The organism is Bacillus sp. EU55, from assembly GCF_038005925.1.
GTDB classification, from domain to species: domain Bacteria; phylum Bacillota; class Bacilli; order Bacillales; family Bacillaceae; genus Bacillus; species Bacillus velezensis.
Genome location: NZ_JBBOUE010000001.1, coordinates 2582495 through 2605886 on the forward strand (window position 1 = coordinate 2582495; position 23392 = coordinate 2605886).

General features: G+C 50.5%; 2 protein-coding genes. Both read right to left on the reverse strand.

Annotation, left to right across the window (positions count from 1 at the left end):
• Positions 1 to 18 precede the first annotated feature (18 nt).
• A complete protein-coding gene (locus NYE50_RS13235; RefSeq protein ID WP_224988768.1) occupies positions 19 to 7737 on the reverse strand; it encodes a type I polyketide synthase in 7719 nt (2572 codons plus the stop codon).
• 4 nt (positions 7738 to 7741) lie between these two features.
• Positions 7742 to 23356: an SDR family NAD(P)-dependent oxidoreductase gene (locus tag NYE50_RS13240; protein ID WP_340765081.1), complete on the reverse strand. Its 15615-nt coding sequence runs from the start codon at positions 23354 to 23356 to the stop codon at positions 7742 to 7744.
• Positions 23357 to 23392: the final 36 nt, after the last annotated feature.

The window sequence follows — 23392 nt, forward strand, 5'->3', positions numbered from 1 at the left end:
AGTCCCCTTTTAAAAACGTCACGTTGTCACCTGCCAAAACGAGTCTGCAGGTGCAGTGCTTGTCTCTGCTTTTTTCTCATATTTCTTTAAAAAATCCGCAATGTCTGTTTTTTCATTATTTATTTTTTCCGTTTCACTCTCCGTGCTGTTCCAGCCGCCCAAAAGCGGGTAGTGTTTTTTTCTGAATTCCGGCGGCTGAGGCGCCCGGTGATGTTCCCGCTGCCTTTCACCTCTGTATTCTTCAACGAGGATATGAGCATTTGTCCCGCCGTCAGGAAATGAACTCTGAGCTGCGACGCGGGGTTTCTTCTCTGAATGCCAATCAACGGGTTCACGATTAAAATGAATACGCGACGCTTCAAAGTCATAATGTTCAAATGGCTCAAGCGCTGATAAGAAAGGCGGAATCAGCTTATGATAGACGCTCAGCACACATCGGATGAAGCCCGCAAGACCTGAAGACAGAAGCAAATGTCCTACATTCGGTTTCACCGATCCGATCCGGCAGGGCAGAAGCGCTTTCCGGTTCAGCTGATAGACATCTGAGAGCGCCTTGATTTCCACCGAATCAACGATTGGGGAACCGCCTCCGTTCACTTCTATATATCCAATGTCTTCGGGCGACTTTTCCGCCATGTCAAGCGCAGTTTGAATGGCGTCTCTCTGCGCTCTTATATTCGGTGAACCGGGACCGAGCGTCCGGCCGTCATTGTTTACCGAGACGGCTTTTATGACGCCGTAAATACGGTCTCCGTCCCGCACCGCATCGCTCAATCGTTTGATAAAAACCGCCCCCGCTCCTTCTCCGAGCACTTCTCCCGCTGATTCACGGTCAAATATATGAAACACGCCGTTCTCATTTAAAATATGGCGCGCTCCGAATAACCGGTGCGCGGACGGAGATAAGAGCAGACTCACCGAACCGACTAAGGCCGCGTCAATTCTTCCGGCCAAAAGGGCGTCTTTTGCAAAGGACAGCCCGATCAGCCCTGAGGAACATGCTGTATCCACGACAAGGCTCGGTCCTGTGACATTCAAAAATCGTGAAATGTTGGCCGCCAAATAGTTTTGTCCCGCCCCCAAAATCGGGTTAGGCGCCTGCAGGATATGTTCCATACCGGCTGAAGGCTGCGCCCTGCCGCCGATGTACACGCCGACTTTCCGGCCCGATAAATCCTTTTGGCCGTACCCGGCATCATAAACGGAATGAACCGCTTCTTCTAATATGATCCGCGCCTGCGGGTCCATAATTGCCGCGTCTTTTTCAGAGATGCCGAAAAAGCCCGCATCAAACATGTCGATATCATCAATCCACCCCGCATAATCCTTTGCATGTGCTGTTGCATGCCAGCGCGTTGCGGGGACAGGCCGGATGGCGGTGTTTCCTTTCATCAGCAGCTCCCAAAAAGCATCCGTTCCGCCCGCCCCCGGAAAACGGCAGGACATGCCGACGACGGCAATATCGTCTTCGGTATCCGCTTTCGGCTTCATGGATGTTCTCTCTTCAGCAGCGGCGGTTAAATCAAGCTGTACGTCCCTGTCTTGAACGAAACCATTTTCTTTTGTCACAAAATCGGCTTCATGATGCGCTGCGAAATAGTCAACCATTTCTGTAATCGTTTGATATTGAAGCATTAAGGACGGTGTTAACTTTATGCTGATCCGTTTTTGCAGTGATTGAACCAATTCCGCAAAGAGTATTGAGTCAATCCCGTATTCATCAAACGGCATATCATCTTTTATCTGCTCATCCGTCATTTTCAGTTCTTCACTAAAGACGGTGCGCACCCATTGACGAATCGTATCCTTCACCTTTTGGTCACCTGCAGTGCTTTTTTTCACGGGAGCTTCAGATTTCTTCACCCTTAGAAGATCACCAAAATCAGCCTCACTGTCTTCTGGAACACAAGGAATTCCGCAGCTTTGTCCGTTTAAAATGATGTAATCTAAAAACTTCAGTCCGTCTTCGGCAGACAGCCTGGAAAGTCCTGATTTTTGATAAGCAGGTGTTTCCGGCAGGCCTTCAGCCATGCCGGTTTCTTTCCAGACGGGCCATTGAACGGCTTTAACAAACACGTTTCCTTTACCTGCTTGATGATTTGCAAAAGAGTCCATGAATGAATTAGCCATCGCGTAGTCACTTTGCCCCGCAGCAAGCGAAGGGATCAGACCCGAAACGGATGAGAACAAAATAAAAAACGACAGCGGCTCATTCTGAACGGCTTCATAGAGACCGCGAAGCCCTGTTACTTTCGGCGCGCAAACGCTTTCGATTTCAGTTTCGGTTTTGTTATAAAAAGCGGGGTGTTCTCCCATTGCACCCGCGCAATGAAAAACGCCGGTAATCGGTCCCATCGTGCCGCGGATGCTGTCCGTCATGTTCCGGAGCCCCTTTTGATCCGTAAGAGAAACGCTGTAATAACGGATCTCCGCGCCCCGCTCGGCTAACCTCTGCATCCGCTCGGCTTTTTCCGGGAGAATGCCGTTCTTTTTCATGTCTGCCCACTCTGAGGAATCGGGAAGCGGCTCCCGCCCCATGATGACCAGTTTCCTGCATCCGCGTGAAACGGCATGCTCCGCCGCAATTGCGCCGATCCCGCGCGATCCGCCCGTTATTAACAGCACATCATCAGACGAATAGGAAAGCTCAGGCGCCGCCGAAACATTCATACCCTGCTTCAGAAACGGCACATAACGGCGATTCAGCCTGTAGCAGCATTCACTGCCGCTTTTGGCCCGCGGCTGTAAAAATTCAGTCTCAATCTGTCTGCTTAATTCTTCTGTATGCTCAATCGCACAATCGCTATCTATCGTAAAAGAATGAATGTTGGCATACTCAGCGCCCAGCATCCGGTACAGCCCCGCCGTTTTCGCCCCTTGCATCAGAGGTTTACTTTCCTTGAAAGGCTGGAGGCGGTGTGTCACTTGGCTGAACACAGCGCCGCTATGACGGAATGATTCAAGAGCCTGCTGTAAAAAGGCAAGCTTTCCGTGTTCTATCTCTTCCTTCCGTTCATATTCCGCATCATATGCGGTTATGTCGACGACCCCGAGTATCTGTTTGTTTTGAAGAGACTCCCGCACTCTGCCGTAAAGGTTTCGCCCCGATGCGGCGGCGTAATAATCGGCGCCGTCTTTTGCCTGATGGATGAAACAGATCGTTTCAATATGGCCGTTTCCTTTAAAAAGAGCATCGGCCAATCGGCTCGTCTTATCAGTTGCAAGTATCATTACTGTTCCTGATAATGCTTCAGATTCCGCCGGATCTTGCTGCTTCCAGTCTTTTTGAAGAATGATCTTTTGGTTTTCCGCCGGTTCGTCTGTCTGTTTCCGGATATCCGCAGGCACAGGCACCCAATACCGCTCCTTCGCGAACGGATATACAGGAAGGCTGACCCGTTTCGGCTTCTCTCCTTCGTATAACAGGCTCCAGTCAACGGCGGCTCCTTTTGCCCACTCAGTGAGCAATCTGGAATATTGCTTGTTTTTCAGCAGCTCGGCCATTCCACTTGATGAAATATCATCTTGAGCACGTCCGCGGAAACATCCTTCAATTTCTGTTTTCCGTTCAAGCACATCCTTCAGTTTCGCTTGCAGACCGCAAACGGAAGTAACGATAAATGCCAGCCGTTCAGGCATCGCTTCTCTGCCAGATTGAAGCGTGTAGGCCAGGTCTTTAAGGTTGACTTCTTTTTCCCGTAAAAAGCGGTCATACCGTTTTACATATTCTAATAGGCGTTCTTCATTTTTTGCCGAAAGCAGAAACAGAACCGGTTCGTCTTCCCGTATACTCACTGATTTCTTTTCAGCCTGCGGCGGCAGATATTCTTCTATGACAAAATGGGCATTGCTCCCGCTGGCGCCAAAAGAACTTAAACCCGCTCTTCTCGGCTGGTCAGAATGTGACGGCCGTTCCCATTCTTCCAGCCGGTCCGCCACATAAAACGGCGTGTCCGGAAACGGAATATGGGGATTCAGCGTGTCCGCGTGCAATGACGGAAAGATTTCTCCATGCTTCAGCTGCAAAAGCACCTTTGTTAATCCGGCGACCCCGGCGGCTCCTTCTAAATGGCCGATATTTGATTTGGCAGAGCCGATGGCGCAAAACCGCTTCTTGTTTGTCCATTTGCGGAAAGCGCGGCTCAGCCCTTCAATTTCAATCGGATCACCCAAAGACGTGCCTGTTCCATGGGCTTCAATATAGCTCAATGTCTCCGGATCAACGCCGGCACTCTGAAAAGAATCTGTAATGACTTCCGCCTGTGATGCCGGATCAGGCACTGTCAAACCGGATGTTTTTCCGACATGGTTTAAAGCGGAGCCTTTTATGACGCCATATATCGGACAGCCCATCTTTTCCGCTTCTTGAACGGTTGTCAGTAACACCGCGCCGACGCCTTCTCCCGGCACATAACCGTCACCGCCGGCGGCGAAGCTTTTGCAGACGCCTTCTGAAGACAGAAATCCGGCATTCGCCAAAAACGCGTATTTATGCGGGTGTGTGACCGCATTCACACCGCCGGCAATGGCGAATTCGCACTCCCCCCTTTTAATGCTTTCACATGCCAAATGTATGGATGTGAGCGAAGAAGAGCACATCGTATCAACAGCCATTGACGGCCCTGTAAAGTTCAGGCAGTGAGACACGATATTCGGAACAGAGGCAGGCGTCACGCCCATAGACAGCGGTGTGCCCCGCTGTGTGATTTCAGCCCCGAACAGCTCATAATGGCTCCAAAACACACCTGCGAATACCCCGACGCGTTTTCTCTTTTGTGAAGATGGCCCGCGCGCCGTTCTGTCCTGATAAAAACCGGCATCTTCACAAGCTTCCCAAGCCGTCTCTAAAAACAGCCGCGCCTGCGGGTCCATCATTTCAGCCTGGCGCGGAGTCAGATTGAAAAACAGCGGGTCAAAGCTGTCTATGCGATCTAAAAATCCTCCGTAACGGTAGAACTGATCTGCTTCATATGAGAAAGAATAACCTTTCCATCTGTCTTTCGGCATTGTTGTGATGCAGTCTTTCCCTGAGCGCAGATTTTGGTAAAATTCATCGATGCTTCCCGCCTGCGGGTATCTTCCCGCCAATCCGATTACGGCAATATCGTGCTCTTCTGTATGTCTCTCTTGTTTTCGGCTTCTTCTCTTGACAGCTGCGTTGGATAATGAAGATCCGTTCTTGTCTCCCTTTGGACCCAATCGGCCCATGCTTTCAGTTACAGCCGGCTCTTTCCCGTATAAAATAACGGATTGCAGCTTGCCGAGTCGCAGCATATATTCAAGTGAAGCCATCCCTTCCCCGGCCGGTAGCGGGCTGGTGCCTGTTGCATCATTCATGATCTCTTTCATCAAGCTGTCAACCTGCATGCCGCCATCTTCCCAAAGCGGCCAGTTGATCGTCATAGAAGCCCCGGTCCGTTCGCCTTTTTCCGCTTTGCAATCGCGATATTTCATATATTCATCCATAAAAGCGTTCGCTGCGGCATAATCTGTCTGGCCCGCATTTCCGGCCAACGCCGAGAATGAGGAAAATACGGCGAAAAATTCAAGCGGTTCATGCCGTGAAGCTTCGTCCGCATGAATCAGGCCGCTGATTTTCGGCAGGAACACCTGCTTCAAGTCAGAACTGTCTTTTTGGATGATAAATTGATCTTTTAAAACACCGGCGCAATGAAAAATACCCGTCAGCCGGCCGAAGGTTTCTGTAATCTGAGCAAATGCCCGCTCTGTTTCGACTTTGCTGCCGATGTCCGCTTGAACGTAAAGAACTTCTGCTCCCAATGCTTTCAGTCTGCTGATCTTCTCAGACTGTTGCGGCGAACGGCCGATGAGTGCGAGCTTCACCTTTTCTTTTTCTGCAAGGTGACGGGCAAGCAGAAATCCAAGACCGCCGAGGCCTCCTGTAATGACATATACGCCGTTTTGTTTCCAAGGAGACTGTGTCTGCCCGTCCAGTTTCTCAATACGTTTGAACAATCTGATCTGCCGCATATTGTCTTTATACCGAATGTCTGTGCAGCCTGCATAAGAGCAGTCTGCTTCTGTTCTAATGATTGCGGCCGTCTCACTTGGCAATCTCTCATTCTTGTCACAGAAGGTGATCACCTGAGTGCGAAGAGCCGGATTTTCCAGATGTGCCGTTTTCAGCATAGCCCCGAGAGCGGAAGACAATGCCGCTCCATTCTCAACGGCGCATACAAGCTGAATCAATGTATGTTCTTTCGGATGGTCTGTCAGTTCCCGTTTGAGCATACGAAATATACGCTCGGCATCTGCTCCAAACTGCTCATCTGCAGCCTCATGCTCCCTTTTCAGTTCTATCACTTCCGCTTCCGGGCAATGTATGCCGAGTTCACCGGTGAGACGGGGTTCTGCATCGGCAGCGATAATGAGATGACGGGTGTGTTTTTGCCCGTTCTGCACCGCCGTTTCCAGCGGATGATCTTTCCAGGCGGGTTCAAAAAACAGAACCTCATCAGCGATGTCAGCATCTGATGTATGCCGTTCTTCGGCCGAATCTTTCAGCACACAGCCCGCTTCATTGATAAGGTAATCCGCAAGGCGGCGGACAGATGAATATTCAAAAAGCAGTGTCGGATAAAACTGCTGCTGAAAAGTCTGCTCTAATATCTTTACAAGCTTCAGCAAATGCGCCGAGTCAAGCCCCATATCATAAAAGCCTTTCCGCACATCAATATCCTGTGCCGGACGATTGATCAGCCTGGCGATTTCCGACTTTATGTAAGTCACCATGTTTTGTTCCGGCGTTTGCTGTTCAGACACGTCTTCTGCGGCCACAGGACTTTCGGGCTCTCCACGGCCGCTTCTGTTCTGCTGAGGCGGCTTCTCTTTGTCTATCAGATGGGTAATCATATTCGCTTGTCTGACCCTTTTTACTGTCAGTTTCTCACATTCGGCCAATACGTTCCCTGCCCTGTCGTAAATCGTGAAGTCGGCCGAATAAACATCAGGTTCGCTGTCTGATACGCCGCTTTCAGTGCGGCTGTTTTTCATAGAATAAGTGTAAATCGTTTTCGGAAACGGCTGATACATGCAAAAACGATTGATCATAAAAGGAATATAAGGTGTGTCATTTTGCTTTTGGGCCGACAATGCAAAGGAAGAGCCGGCAAGGGTGGACGCATCTAAAAAAGCCGGATGCGCCTTAAATTTCTCCCGGAATCCTTCAGCCAAATCACTCAGAGTGAGCTCCATTAATTCTTCTTTATCCTGAAGCTGATAAACGGCCCCTTCATTTTTCATAAACTCGCCATGCTCAATATGGCTTCTTCTTGCAATTCCGTAAATGTCATGCATGTCCCATTTTCGGCTTGCGTTTTTCATGAACGCTTCAATATTCAGTTCTTTTGCCCGGGGTGTGTCTTCTTGCAAATAAAGCTGGCATTCCATATTCTCATCCCGGTTTCCGCCAAGCGGTGTGCCGTTTTTTGCTTTTTCGCTAGTGATCTCAACTTTCCAGCTGTCACATGCCGGCGTAAAGGTGACATACAGGTGTTTATCAAACTCTTCAGATGTTACAACAGGCTGCTTAAAAATGATCTGTCTTAATTCTATAGGCCTTTCACCGAGATACCCGGCGGCGAGCCGATACAGCATATCTATTAAAGTCACGCCCGGGAGGACGCGGATTTGATGAACGCGATGATCCCGGACGATATAATTCGTATGGCTGATTTTCTGCAGGAACGTTTTGACTTGATCGGTGGCAACTGCCAATCTATCACACCTCGCTTATTTCAAACATTGCTTCTGTGCCCGCCTCATTTTCTTCCGCTTCGGACAACTGTGCTTTTTCAGGCCAATACCGCTGTTTCCGGTATACTGTCTGGCCGCCTTTCGGTTCCATGGCCGCTTTTCGCTCTTTCGGAATTCCTTCGTTGCTGACAATGATATGGGCGTTATTCCCGCCCAAACCGAACGCGCTGACCCCGGCCCTGAGTATCTCTTTTTTTCCGTTCCACCGCTTCAGCTCAAGCACAGGATAAAGCGGAGAATCATTAAATTGAAAGCGGGGGTTCGGTTTATGGCAATGCAAAGTCGGCGGCAGTTCTTCATTGGCAATCGCCAGCAAAACTTTGATGATTCCCGCCGCGCCCGCCGCACTCAGCAAGTGGCCGATATTGCTTTTGACGCTTCCTACACCGCAAAATTGTTTTTCATCGGAATAAGCAGACAAGACATTGGTTAATCCTTTTAATTCAATCGGGTCGCCGATCAATGTACCGGTTCCGTGCGTCTCTACGTATGTCATGGTGTCCGGCTCGATTTCCGCTGATTGAACCGCCTGCTCAATCAAGTCCTGCTGCGCCCGGGGATTCGGCGTCGTCACGCCCATTGTGCTGCCGTCGTTATTAATCGCAGAGCCGTCAATAACGCCGTATATTTTATCTTCGTCTTCTATCGCTTTTTCGAGCGGCTTCAGCATCAGCACACCGCAGCCCTCTCCGATTCCTGTTCCGTCCGCATCGGCATCGAAAGATTTTGAACGGCCGTTTGGCGATAAGATTCTCGCCGCGCTCATTGTGAGAAAAGGTTTTTCATCAAGCAAAATGTCAACCCCGCCCGCAAAGGCCGCTTCCGCTTCTCCATTTTGAATAGCCTGCACGGCCAAATGAATTGCCGTTAGCGAACTGGAGCAGGCCGTATCTACGACCAGGTTGGGCCCTGTAAAGTTATAAATGTGCGCCATGTGTGCGGTAATAAAATTTTGTCCCGCGCCAATAATCGCGTCTTTTTGCAAATATTGAAATTTCTGATGAAACGCACCTGCCCTTGCACCGGCAAAAACGCCGATACGGCGGCCCCAGAGATCCTCTTTTTGATAACCGGCATCGGCCAAAGCTTCCGCGCTCACTTCGAGCCACTGCCTTTGCAGCGGGTCTATCATCGGTGCCAGCGTTTCTGAAATATTAAAATACTCCGGGTCAAATTGGTCAATATCGTGTATAAAACCGCCCCATTTACTGATGCTTTTTCCTTCTTGATATTCACCCGGCTGATAGTGTTCCCCGGTGTCCCATCTGTCCGGCGGAACTTCAGTGACGGCATCCGTTCCGCTGCGGAGATTCTTCCAAAATTCTTTTATATCCCCCGCTTTCGGAAAATGGCAGGCCATGCCGATGATCGCAACCTTTCCCCGTTTCCCGGGCTTATCTGCCGTTTTTTTGCTCCGTTTCGGCGTCTTCTGCAAAGGGACCTTCTCCGCGGGAACCGCTGCATCTGCCGAAAAAGCTTCCGGACAATGTGCGGCTAAATAATCCGCGAGCTGTTCAATGGTAGGATGCTCCAGAAGGACAGTCGGATCAATTGAAACGGATGGCAGTTTTTGATCGATCTTTGTCAGCACTTGCGCCAGAAAGATAGAATCCATTCCGTATTCCTGAAAAGGCACATCGATATCCATATGCGTTTCATCGATACTCAGCTCTTTTGCCAAAAGCGACCTCAGCCAAGATTGAATATCAGTCCGGTTATGTCCCCGCTTTTTTGTTTCAGGAGGTTTGGAAGCTGCTTTCATTCCTTTATGGGCGGCTGGCTTGGCGTTTTCCAGCGCTTTGATGTCCCAATCATGTTTCACTTGTGCCGGCAGCACGACAGCTCCGGGTCTTTCTCTTAAAATGTAATCAAGCATCTTGAGACCTTCTGCGTCAGAGTGCCGCAGCAATCCCGTTTGCTCATAAATCCCGCTTTTTGTATCCCTGCTCATGCCCGTCTCATCCCATGCCGGCCATTGTATGCTGATGATGCCGCTCTCATTGTTTTCTGCAAAATAGTCCATGTAAGAATTCGCCATCGCATAATCGCTCTGTCCCGCCGCAAGAATCGGGACGGCTGCCGAGACAGATGAAAACAGGACGAAAAATGCCGGCGCACCATCCTTTACACTCTCATACAGACTGTGAAGGCCGTCTGCTTTCGGGGCGAGCACCCGCGCGATACTGTCTTTGGATTTGCGGAGAAAAGCAGGGTTTTCACGGTCTGCAATTCCCGCGCAATGCAGAATGCCTCCGACAGGTCCGAGCGTTGAGGTTACCTCTTTTATAAGCCGTCCGACGGCCTGCTTATCCGTCAGATCAACTGCTGAGACGCACACTTTTACGCCTTGTGATTCCAGCTGCCGGATAAGCTGTATTTTTTCCGAAACGACAGGGTCTGTTTGCTCAAGATCCCACTCGGTTTTCGGCGGCAGCTCCTTTCTGCCTGTCAAAAGCAGTTTCTTCACACCGTACACTGAAACGAAATGCTTGGCGCATAAAGCGCCGAGACCGCGCGTTCCTCCGGTTATCATCAGGACGGCGTCTTTTGGAAACACAGTCCGGTCTGTTTGCACGGCTTCAGGTTCAATCTGATCAGTCTGCCGAAGAACATAGCTGAAGCGCATGCCGTCCCTATAGCAAACAGCAGACTCCGTTAAGTCTGATTCAATTTCTTGTTTAATAAAAGCGGCTGTCTGCTCCAGCGGCTCTTCAGGATCAATATCGGCGTGACAGGTGAGAATATGGCTGTATTCATGCCGCAGCATGCGATAAAGCCCCGCTTTTTCAATACCATGCATAGCGGCCGCCTTATTTTTGAAGGATTCAAGCCCTTTTGTAAGATAAAGCATTTTCATGTTTTCTTGTCCGCGGCCGTATTCAATCAGCTGCTGCAGCGATGCCACCCAGCTGATGTCCTGCCGCTTTTGTCGAGAGCCGCAGCCAGTGAAGTCAATAAACCCGGAATAGACGGCCGTATTCGCATCCTGTAAGAAAGAGATGAGCTGATTTTCCTGCACAATGTCAGCATCATTCAGCTGTTTTTTCACCTCGGCGGCAAGGTCTTTTGTATCCTCGGAGACGATGAGCGCTATTTTGCTGTTGAACGGCTCGGATGAAGACACTGCCTCGCACGGTTCCCATGTTTTTTGCAATACTACTGTTTTTTGATTCGAAAGCGGCAGCTGCTCCCGTTTCGGCACCCAATAGCGGTCTGCTCTGAACGGATAGGAGGGCAGGCTGATGCGGCGCGGCTTACTGTCCGTATACAGCTGCTCCCAATCTGTGTCAAATCCGTTTGCCCAGAGCCGCAGCACTTTCTTGTATTTCTTTTTCTCAAGCCAGGCGCTGACGAGGTCAGCGGCGTCTTCATCGTCTGAGAACATGGAAATCGTGTTATTCTCGCGTTTTTTACGGCCGCTGATGATATCTTCGCTGTTTTTTCCCAACAGAAACGCGTTCAGTTTTTCAGTCAGTTCCTCTGCGGAGCCTGCAATGATTCCCAGCCTCGCTTCCATCGCATCCCGTCCGGTCTGCAGTGTGTATGCGGCATCTGCAAGATCGATATGGCGGAATGATCCGTTTTGGATAAAATCGCGAAGGAGACGCGCTCTTTCTTTCAGCCGCTCTTCATTTTTAGCTGACAAAACAAAAAGAGATGACGCTTTCTCACGGGTTTCCTGCTGTTCCGTCTCACTTCTGCCCATGTATTCTTCAATAACGATATGCGCATTGACGCCTCCGAAACCGAATGAGCTTACACCCGCCCGGCGGGGCAGGACCCGGCCGTTTTCATCACGCAGCGCTTCCCACTCCTTTGTTTCTGTCACAATGTAAAACGGGCTGTCCTTCAATTTGATATGGGGATTGATGTTCTCGCAATGCAGACTTTTGGCGAGCGTCCGATGTTTCAGCTGCATCAATACTTTGATAACGCCCGCAATACCTGCCGCGAGCTCCAAATGTCCGATATTTGTCTTCACTGAGCCTATCCCGCAATATCCGCCCGGAGCCCCGTCTGTTTGGAAAGCTTTTTTCAATGCATTGATCTCAATCGGATCTCCGAGTGCCGTTCCTGTTCCGTGCGCTTCTATATAAGTGATGGTTGACGGGTGAATACCGGCTTTTTGATAAGCGCTTTTCAGCACATCCGTCTGAGCCTGCGGATTCGGCGCGGTAAGCGACGCTGAGCGTCCGCCGTGATTTTCCGCTGTACCGCGGATGAGGCCGTAGATGTGATCCCTGTCATGCTCTGCCTCTGAAAGCTTTTTCAAGACAATCATGCCGGCACCTTCTCCTCTGACATAACCGTCAGCCTGATCGGAAAATGTTTTGCAGCGCCCGTCTTCACTGAGCATGCCTGCTTTTTGAAAACCGATATGCCCTTCAGGCGTGACGATCGTGTTGACGCCCCCTGCGACCGCCATATCACAATCTCCCGTTTCAATGGCTTTTACCGCGCGGTGAATGGCGACTAAAGAGCTTGAACAAGCGGTTTCTACCGGCTCGCTCGGCCCGTGGATATCAAGAAAATAACTCATCCGGTTCGGCCCGACGGACGGCACGATTCCGGTCATCGTATACCCCTCGACAGGAAGACCCGCCTTATTGATTAAGGTTTGATATCCGCTTCCCAATGTGCCGGTGAAAATGCCGGTTTTTGTTCCGGCAATCCGTTTTGCTGAGTACCCCGCATCTTCAATGGCTTTCCACACATACATCATTAATAGACGCTGCTGAGGATCCATCATTTCAGCTTCTTTCGGAGATATCCCGAAAAACAGCGGGTCAAACCCGGCGATTCCATCTATAAAACCGCCCCATTTTATTGACGTTTTATTTGCATCCGCTGCCGGATCGCCGTAATATTCGCGCCAATCCCAGCGATCTCGTGGAATTTCTGTAATGCAATGCTCCCCTTTTTGTAAACGAGTCCAGAATTCATCTATGTCTTTCGCCTGCGGAAAAATACCGCTGATTCCGATAATGGCTATCGGTTCGGTTTTTTCTTCTGATTTTCCTTTTACGGATACAGGCGTTTCCCGCTTGACATGAACGGCCGCCGGAGCTTCAGCTTTTCTTATTCCGGCTTTTGGAGCGGTTTTTAAACTCTCTCTTTCTAAGCCGCTGAATGCTTCTTTCCATTCAGATATCAAATAGCCGCTCAGTTTGCGCAATGTCGGAAATTCAAAGAAGATAGTCGGGCTGAGCTCAAGCTGATAAGACCGATTTAATAGATTTGTAAATTCAGTGAAAATGATCGAATCAAATCCGTATTCCGTCAGTTCGCTGTCAGCCTCAATATCTTTCATGCTTACCTTTAAAAGATCTGATACATGCCGCTTTAGTTTCTCTTGCACCTGATCTTTCAGATCTCTTGCATCTGCCACTGCCGGAGCTTTTCCGGCGGCGCTTTGTTCTTCGCCCAGATCGAAAATATGGCTGCGAATCCGTTTTTCGTCGCCCTCTGCCACCATGACCTGGTGTTCTCCGGAGGCAAAAGCGGCGTAAAGCGCTTGGATGCCTGAGGCCGATCGCATGGCTTTCATTCCGGTCTGTTCGTACATCAGCCGTTCGGTCTCTTTGTCCACGCGCATACCGCCTTCTTCCCAAAGCGGCCAGTTGACAGACAGGGTCTTCCCGCTCCGCTCGTTGTCCCGCACGAGATGGTTCCGGCGGGCTGCATAAACATCCATAAATGCGTTGGCTGCCGCATAACCGGCCTGCCCCGGATTTCCCATGCCTCCCGCCAAGGAAGAAAACAGAATGAAAAAGTCCAGCCGCACATCTTTCGCTGCTTCATCAAGATTGATAAGCCCTTTCACTTTCGGCGCCATGACGGTCTTCCGTTCGTTTTCTGTCTGGTTCAAAATGTAATTGTCAGCGATCACGCCGGCGCCGTGAATAATCCCGTCGAGTGTTCCGTGCTCCTCCTGTATGCCGCGGACGAGGGCGGTGACCGCCGCCCTGTCTGTCACGTCAACCGGTTTATACAGTACACGGGCACCCGTCGCTGCCAAGCGCCGTAAGCGGGCGGAGCGGTCTTCATCAAGCGCTTCCGTCCTCCCCGTTAAAACGAGGACGGCGTTTTTGACGCGGGAGGCTATTTCTTCAGCGAAAATCAGTCCGATGCCGCCCGCTCCCCCGGTGAGGAGGTAAACCCCTTCGTCTTTCCACGGAACGGCGCCGCTTTGAGGGGCCGGCAGATGACGCCAGTTTCTGACGAGACGTTTGCCGTCTTCATAACGGATTTCCGCTTGTTCAGGATGCGCCCGGTTTTCTTTCAGCTTGGCAAGAAGCGATGATGCTGACTCGTCCGGATCGGCTTGGATGACTTGGCCGTACAGCTTCGGATGTTCAAGGTGAGCCGTTTTCAGGAAAGCGGCCAGCCCCGCCAATACATTGTCTTCCCCCCTGTCGGGGACAAGAAGCTGGATCAGCGTTTTTCCCTTCTGTTTTTCTCTGATAAGACGCGTGACGATCGCTGACAGCTCCGCCGCGCAGGCGTCATAACGGTCTTCAATCGGTCCTTCGCCGTCAGCCGCACATACGGCGCCGCTTATGTCCTCAGCATTCATTCCGCCATACAGCGTCACGTATCTGAAAGACGCTTCTTGTCCGCCTCCCTCACCCGGCGGTGATTCCTGCCACTTTGGCTGAAGCAAGAGCGGTTTTTCCTCCGTGTCCTCTTCCAGAAAACGGGCGGTGAGTCCCGTCAATCGGACACATACCGCGCCGTTTTCGTCACACAGCTCAATATGATAGGCGCCTTCCGCTGAGGAAAGCACCGCCCACATCGTCTCCCGGCACGCAGAAAACACCTGCATATCCTGCAGGGCAAACGGCAGAAACGGCCGTCCGGACGCGGAACCGTCTGAGAGCACAAGACCGATAGAAGCCTGAAGGGCGGCGTCCAGCATGCTTGGATGCAGGATGAACGGCTCCTTTTCTTCGCGGGCGGACGGCGGAAGAGTGAGCTTCGCGAGCACTTCTCCGTTTCCGGCATAGACGGCGTCAAGCGCCTGATGCGACGGTCCGTAGGTGATGCCGAGGCTGTCGAACGCTTCATAACACTCAGCCTTTGACATACGCCGGCCGCCGCAGCGCGCCTGAATCGCTTCCACATCGAGTACAGGAGCACGCTCCGTCTCTTCGAGCACGGCCTTTCCCTGGAAAAAGACAAGCGGCTCTTCCCCTTCGGCATACGCTTCAAAGGCGATGTCTCCGTTTTCTTCCGGCTGAAGTCTTACATGAAGCGTCACTCCTTCAGAAAGCGCCGTCACCGGCCGGAGCCAAACAATCTGTTTGAGCCGGACACCCGTTTTCCCGCCGGGCAAGTCTTCAGCGGCAAATGTAACGGCGGCCCGGGCCATTTCTAAAGCAGCTGCGCCCGGAAGCACCGGTTTTCCATTGACGATATGATCGGCAAAAAACGGTTCATGCCCTGAAAAAACAGAAGTAAAACGCTGGGCGGTAAAGGTCGATGTATTCGCATGGAGCAGCGGGTGGAGCTTTTCACGTTCAGCTGAATTCCGGCTTTCAAGCTCTCTCTGAAGACGATCGGACGCCCAATACGTCTGTCTGGCAAACGGGTAGCCCGGCAAATTGCCGATTCGCGGCAAAGGTCCGCCATAAAGCAAGTCCCCTTCGATTTCATAACCTTGACAATAAAAATCTGCCAGCACGCATAACAGCTCCTGATATTTTCTATGGTCAGAATATGAGGCGCTGCACTTGCCGAGCACTTCTATTATGTGCTCCTGAATATGCTGACGCCCTGCAAAGTGCTGCGGTACTTTTCCCGAAAACACATAAGGATGATGTTCATTAAGCTTTGCCTGCTTCCATACATACACTGCGTCATCAGCATCTTGCACTACGATGGCGGCGCGATGGTTAAAGTGATGCCGTCCTTTTAACAACGTATAGCTGAGCTGGGCCAGATCATTTTCTTTCAGTCCGCCATTTTCCGCCCAAGTGATCATATCTTCGATTTTTTCCTGAAGGGCCTCCTCTGTTTTTGCAGACAAAGTAAGTAAATATGCAGGGGCATCACGATGAGGTGAAGCATTGCGCTTATAGCTTTCCATAACGATATGGGCATTTGTTCCGCTCATCCCGAATGCGCTGACTGCCCCCATTCGGTTTTTACCCGGCAGAGAAGGCCACGCTTTACCCGTTTTATTCACATAAAAAGGACTCTTCTCCCAGTTGATATAGCGGTTTTCCCCGCTGCAATGCAGACTGGCGGGAATCATTTCACGGGAGAACGCCTGTAAAAGACTGATCAAACTGACAATGCCTGACGCGGCAAACGTGTGGCCGATATTGGTTTTAATTGATGTGAGCGCGCAAAATGCTTCTTCGTTTGTATAGGCAGAAAATGCGTCATAAAGCGCGTTAATTTCCACCGGATCACCGAGTTTTGTACCTGTGCCGTGTGTGACGATATATTCGATATCTTCAGGGTTGATACGCCCCCGGTCATAAACGGAAGTAAGCAGCCGGGTCTGCGCAACGCCGCTCGGAGCGGTAATTCCGTTTGTTTTCCCATCATAATTGATGCCGCTCGCCCGAATCACCCCGTAAATCGGATCACCATCTTTTTCCGCCTCTCTCAGCGGCTTCAGAACAACCGCCGCGGCCGCTTCCCCCGGTACCATGCCGTCAGCCCTTTTATCAAACGCGAAGCATTTCCCGTTTTCCGACAGCATTCCGGCTTTATCTATCGTTTCAAAAAAGTCCGGGGTATTCATGATATTCACCCCGGCCGCAACAGCTGTTGTGCACTCTTTATTCTGCAGGCTTAATACCGCCTGATGGACAGAAACGAGCCCCGAAGAACATGCTGTATTTATCGCCATCACAGGACCGGATAAATTCAAGTGATAAGCCAGCCGCGCCGCCAAAATACCGTTATGATGAGACGTGACATTGCCTTTGTCCCGTGTTAAAAGGTGATAATCTCCTTCTTCCGCCCCCACAAACATACCGATCGTCTGCTGCCTGATATGACTGGCGCCGTAGCCGGCGTCCTCAAGGGCCCTCCACGCTTCCTGAAGAAGCAGCCGCTGTTTCGGATCCATCGTTTCAGCTTCCCTCGGCGATATTTCAAAAAATAAAGGGTCGAATTCGTCCGCCCCCGGTACAGCGCCGAGTTTCCATTTTGAACTTGTGAAGCCTTTTTTTGCGACCGGTGCGACAACGTCCTCTTCCTGAAACAGAATGTCCCACAGCTCGTCCGCCGTGCGCGCCTGAGGAAATCGGCCGCTCATGCCGATAATGGCAATGGAATCAGCTGCCTGACTGCCCTCGGTTCCGGCATTCAGCTTATTTCTTCCCCACTGCTTCTTTCGCTTTTCCGTTCCTCCCTTTTCAAAGACAGATTGATCTGCGGATTCAGGTTTCTTTTCTTCATAGACATGCTCCATGACGGACTTGTGTTCCGTCAGAAAATAGCGGACGACCTTCTCCAGTGTGGAATGTCCGAAAAACAGGGCCGGTGTCACTTCAATTCCGTAGTGAGCGGACAAAGAAGAGGCGAATTCCGCCAAACTGATAGAATCAAAGCCGAAATCAGCCAGATTGTCAGCGTCCGTCAGTCTGTTCTTGTCTATTTTCAAAAGCCCCGCCGCCAGTTCTTTCACATCCCAGGTTACGCATTCTTCCAGCGTGAAGCCTTTCATTTCACTCCGCCTTCCTGAAAACGGGACGTTCCTGTTTACAGAACCCGAAATCGGCCGTTCGCCTTGATCTATCTGCAGGAAGCGTTTGGCCCTCGACGGAAAACCGGCCAGGACGAGATACTGGCTGGACGGCTGGACTAACAATGTTTCAAAAGCTTCGAGTCCTTCCTCTGTGTATAAATAACGCTGTCCGCTTGATTTTAAATACATATCGGTGCTTTCCGCCGTGCCGACATGCATCCCCCCTTCTTTCCAAAGCGGCCAATTGATTGCAAGTGACTTGCCGCTTCTGAGTCCGAGGCTCACAAGTTTATCCCGATGACGGACAAAAGCCATTTGGAAGCGGTTCCCCGTCGCGTAGTCACAAGAACCGAAGTCTCCTAAAATCGCTGAAGAAGAAGAGAAACAACAGAAGAAGTCAAGCGGCTCCCGTGACAGAACCTGATCTAACACCGCAGTGCCGTCCGCTTTTGGCGATAAGACTTGCTGAAAGGTTTGCAGATCTTTCTCCAGAATGCTTTCAGTGCCTTGAAGACCTGCAGCGTGAATGACACCGTGAATCGGCCCGCATCCTTTCTCTTTCGCTTCTTGCAAACCTTTCTCCATCTGAGCTTGATCTGCGGCATCCGCCTGCACGTAAAACACCTTGGCGCCCGATTCTTCCAATCTCTTTATCTTGTTCAGCACCGGGCCGCCTGCCGCTGATCTCCCCGTCAAAATGAGCGTAACCGGTCCTTTTTCAGCAAAATATCCGGCAAATAACAAGCCTAAACCCCCGCATCCGCCGGTAATCAAGTACGTTTTCCCGCTTTTTATCACACGCTTCTCAACAGGGGCAATATCCGTCTGCTTCATTTCCATGACGTGACGGATTTCCCCACTGTACATGACACTGCGGAACGACTCGCTGTGAAGTTCTTCACATACGTTATGGATCAGTTTTTCTAACGGTCCTTTTTGTCCAAAATAAACCGCGGCCGTATCCGTCTCCGGCAAGATCAGTTTCAGCGACCGTTCCAGCCCGATCCATGACTCGGCGTAACTGATATCGGTATCAATCCCGCACTGAGCGGAAAGAAGGATTCGCCTCGGTTTAGAACGCAAAGAAGCAGCTGCGCGGATCACATGATACAGAATAGAATAGTCTTTCACGACCTTTTCATCTTCAAGCGGCCATCCATATAAAACGGCATCCGCTTTGCCTGCAGCCGTTTCAATATGCCGAAACGTTTCTTGATATGCTTGTCCGTCAGTGATTTTAATTTGATAATGCGTGTTTGAAAGCTTTTGAGTTTTCTCACCCTGTGAAATAAAAAACACGCCGGCTCCCGGATAAAGGGATTGTAAAGACCGATAAGCATGCATTCTGGCAGCTTCTTCCGTAAGAAAACAGATGACCGTTTTCAGCTCTTCATGAATGGATTTCTTCAGAGGCTGCTGCGTCCACATTTCTTCAAATATCATCATCTCGGATTGTTCCTCTTGCCCGTGATCCTGCTGAGACGGGTGTCTCATTCTTATCCCTTTGATTTCTGCGCAGACAGTGCCGGTTTCGTCACAAAATTGAATGTCACAGCCGGTTTGATTCTTTTTATTAATATACATCCACATGCCGGATGAGCACGGACGCATGACGCGCAGTTCTTCAACCGCTTCAGGCACGATATGGACTGACGGCTCCGTTTTTGCCAGGACATGAAAAGCTGCGTCCAGAAATTCCGGCGGCAGATGATATCCCGGATTACGACCGCTTTCATCTGTGAGAGCAAGCTTCGCCCAAACCGCATTTTCTCCCGCATAAAGCTTTTCAACGGTGCGGAACTCCTTACTGATCGTTACACCTGATGTGCCTGGTGTTTCATAATCAAATGACAGCGGGCGGCAGTCTTTTTGTAAGGAGGCAATATCCAGCACGCGGGATGGCTGTATGTTCCCTTGTCCGATGATTCCATAATGATGCAGCTTCTCTTCGTCACTGTATATTTCATAATGGATGCCTTCCTCGTCTTCAGACAGAAGGGAGAGATTGACGCCCGCACCGTGATGTCCGCCGGTAATCGGGTCAGTCCATGCCGCCGTTCGGATCCATATCTCTTTTTCTTCAGAGCTGTCCGCCGCATGATGATAAGCCGCAAGCGCCATTTCTAAATAAACGGCTGCCGACAGAACCCGCTCCCCTCTCACATCGTGGAAAACGTGTTCCCGGCCTGTAAAAGAAGTATGATAGCTTTGCTCCGCCAAGGTTGACGTATTTTCATGCAGAAAAGGATGCACATATTCAGTTGTTCCTGTTTTTGGTTCTTCCCGCTTCATCCAGTAGCTTTCTTTTGCAAATGGATAAGACGGCAGACTGATACGATGCGGCAGCGCACCTTTATATAAAGATGCCCAATCGACGGGCGTCCCGTGAACCCAGGCATTCAAAAGACTGTCAAATTGACGTTTTTCCGTCCAATCACTGACTGTGCCTGCCGTCTTTGTGACAGCACTATCACCCCGGCCTGTAAACACCCCGCTTACGGAACCAGCATGATTCAGAAAAGCAGTCAGCTTCTGTTCCAATTCAGAAACAGAGCCCACTGTCATCGCCAGCCGTTCTTCCATCGGGACCCTGCCGACTTGAAGGGTAAATGCCGCGTCAAGCAGGTTCGCATCTGTAATTGTTCCGTTTCCGGCGGCATCCGACAGCAACAGAGCCCGCTCGCGCAAGCGGTCTTTATCTTTTGCCGATAAAACAAAAAGTGCCGGACGGCCGGTGTCTGCCGAAGTCATTTCAGCCGGTTCATACTCTTCTATCAGCAGGTGGGCATTTGCACCGCCCGCTCCGAAAGAAGATGTACCCGCGAGTCTCGGATATTCCCGTGTTACTCCTTCAGATTCTATGACTGGCCGTCTCCATTCCGCCGTTTCCTGCTGCACGATAAAAGGAGAAGTTTCAAAATCAATTTCCGGGTTCAGCTGCTCAGAATGCAGCGATGGCACCAGATATCCGTGTTTCATCTGAAGAAGAATTTTGGTGACCGCAGCAATGCCCGCCGCACTTTCCAGGTGTCCGATATTGGATTTAACAGAACCGATGGAACAAAATTGGTTTGCATCCGTGTAGCGTCGGAAAGCCTTGGTTAACCCTGCGATTTCAATCGGATCTCCCAAGGAAGTGCCGGTGCCGTGGGCTTCCAGATAGCTGATTGCTCTCGGATCAATCCCTGCCCGCTCCATCGCCTCTGCGATCACTTCTCCTTGTGCATTCGGATTCGGAACGGTGAACCCGTTCGTTTTGCCGCCGGCGTTCAGAGCGCTTCCTTTAATGACACCGTATATATGATCATGATCTTCAACAGCCTTCTTCAACGACTTTAACACGATACAGCCGACGCCCTCTCCGTCAACAAACCCGTCAGCCTTATCACCGAACGCTTTGCACGCGTTTGACGGTGACAGCATTCTCATAGAAGAAAGTCCGATATAATGAACCGGATCTGTAATCAGGTTTACGCCGCCGGCAATTGCGCATTCAGATGCACCTGTTCTGATGCTTTCTGCGGCGAGATGAATAGCGGTTAAGGATGAGGAGCATGCGGTATCGACCGCGATGCTCGGACCGTGAAAATCAAACACATAGGATACGCGGTTCGGGATAAAGTGGTAGTGGGCCCCTGTCGGATAGTTGCCGTTCATGACACCCGCAAAGACACCAACCTTTTTACCGGCGCATAGTGAATCAGGGGTATATCCGGCATCCTCAAGGGCCGCATAAGCGGTTTCCAGAAACAGTCTCTCCTGCGGGTCCATGCGCTCCGCTTCTTTCGGGGAGATTTTAAAAAACAGCGGATCAAATTTATCAATATCTGTTAAAAAGCCGCCCCACTTTGTATACATCCGGCCTTCCTTACCTTTTGTCTCATCATAGTAGTCCCGCCAATCCCAGCGGTCTTTCGGAATTTCGGTGATTCCGTGTTCACCGGTCTTTAACCGTTCCCAGAACTCATTAACATTTTCAGCTCCGGGATACCGTCCGGCAAGACCGACAATGGCCACTTCAAGGTGTTTTGACGGCGGTTCGGAAGCGGGCGGCGCTTTTTCAGAAAAAGATGCCGCTTGGCGCTTCGCCAATCCGGCGCTTTTTTTGCGGCTTTGCTTTTTCTGTAATGTGTGCGGCGCCTTTTCGGCTTCTTTATTTGTCTTGAAAATCCCAGCCTTATCATCCTGTCTTGAGCTGACGAGATATTCCGCTAATCCGCCGATTGTCGGATACTCGAAGAACAAAGTGCTGCTGATATCAGGTATGTCTTCCCGCACGCGGTTAGTCAGCTGTACGATTAAGATGGAATCGATTCCGTATTCTTCAAGGGGCGTATGGGCTTGAACGTCCTCAATCGGCATCTTTAAGATGGCGCTGACGATCTGTTTCAGATACTCTGTGCTTTTTTCAAGCAAAGAGCCGGATGATACCGCTTCAATATGACGGACTTCTTCAGAAAATCGCGCATGCAGTTCGCGCTCCTTCGTTTCAGCCAAGTATGCGGCAAGCTCTTCTATCGTCCGGTATTCAAAAAACAGCGTGCTGCTGATATCAGGGACGAGATCCCGCAGCTCATTCGTCAGCTGAACGATCAGAATAGAGTCAATGCCGTATTCATCCAGAGGAGCCAGCGGATTTATCTCTTCTGCCGGCATTTTTAATACGTTTGCCGCAGCCTTTATCAGAAAAGCCGCTGTCTTTTCCGAAAGCCCCTCTCCCGCTTGTTTGATGGGGAGCTGACGATCAGAGGATGTTTGCGGTACGTTTGATTGGCGCTTTTGCGCGGTGTAAGCTTCCCTGCTCTGCCTGATGACTCCGTTGCTTTTCGCCGTGATAATCTGCTGGGTGTGCAGACGTTCGTTTTCAGCCGGAAATTGAATGGAATGAAAACCTTCAGCCATTAAAACGGATTTCCATGTTTCCGGATAAAGGCCGGGGCACCCCGGAATCCGCAGCGCCTCGTCTTCGTACAGCCACCAGCCCTCTAATAAGCCGAATGTAACATGTGTAAACGGCGTATGCCCGCCCAGTTCATTAACAAGCAGCAAACCCTCCTTTTTCAATACGGCTTTTGCCGTCCGTAATGTTTTCCGGATATTTTTGGTGGCATGCAGCACGTTTGCGGCGATAGCGATATCGTAGGTTCTCAGATGGAATCCCTGGCCCGCCGCAGGCTGCTCCACATTAAACAGCTGATACGTCAAATACGGATTGTCCGCGCCGTATTCCTTTTCGGCATGCATTAAAAAAGCTTTTGACAAGTCGGTATAACAGTATTCCTGAATATGGTTTTGATAGGGGCGGAGCTTTTTAAAGAGTGTGCTGCTCGTTCCGCCGGTGCCCGCTCCGATCTCCAGCAGACGGATGTTTGCCTCAGGATTGTTTTTAATTACATTTTCCACATAAATACACGCTTCATTTGCCAGCACATCGTTGTAATAATCAGCGAGAATGTTATGCTTATAGATTCCTTCAACAAGCTCCATTGAAGAATCGGGAAACATCACGTCCGTGGCTTTTATTTTGCCTGTTAAAATGTCAGGCAAAGCTTGAATGACGGTATCCGCCAGCAGAGCCTGCGCTTTCATATCCGGATCTTTCAGCCATTCGTTTTTCTTCTTATGCCACTCTTCCCAAACCGCGGCCGTTTCACCGCTTTTAAAATCGCTGTCTAAAAGACGGATACTTTCTTCCAGCCAGCGCTCATATAAAGGCAGACAGGAAGCCGCCGGCGCTTCGCCGGTCAGACCCATTGAACGCAGCGTCACCCGCAATACTTGCAGCAAAAGCCGATTCAATTCTTTCATTTGATTGCTTATTTCTGTTCTTAAGGATAACTGTGTACGGTCTTTTTGTTTGTCTCCCTTACCCAAAACCTTATCCTCCTAAGAAAATTAAATTTGCTCCGT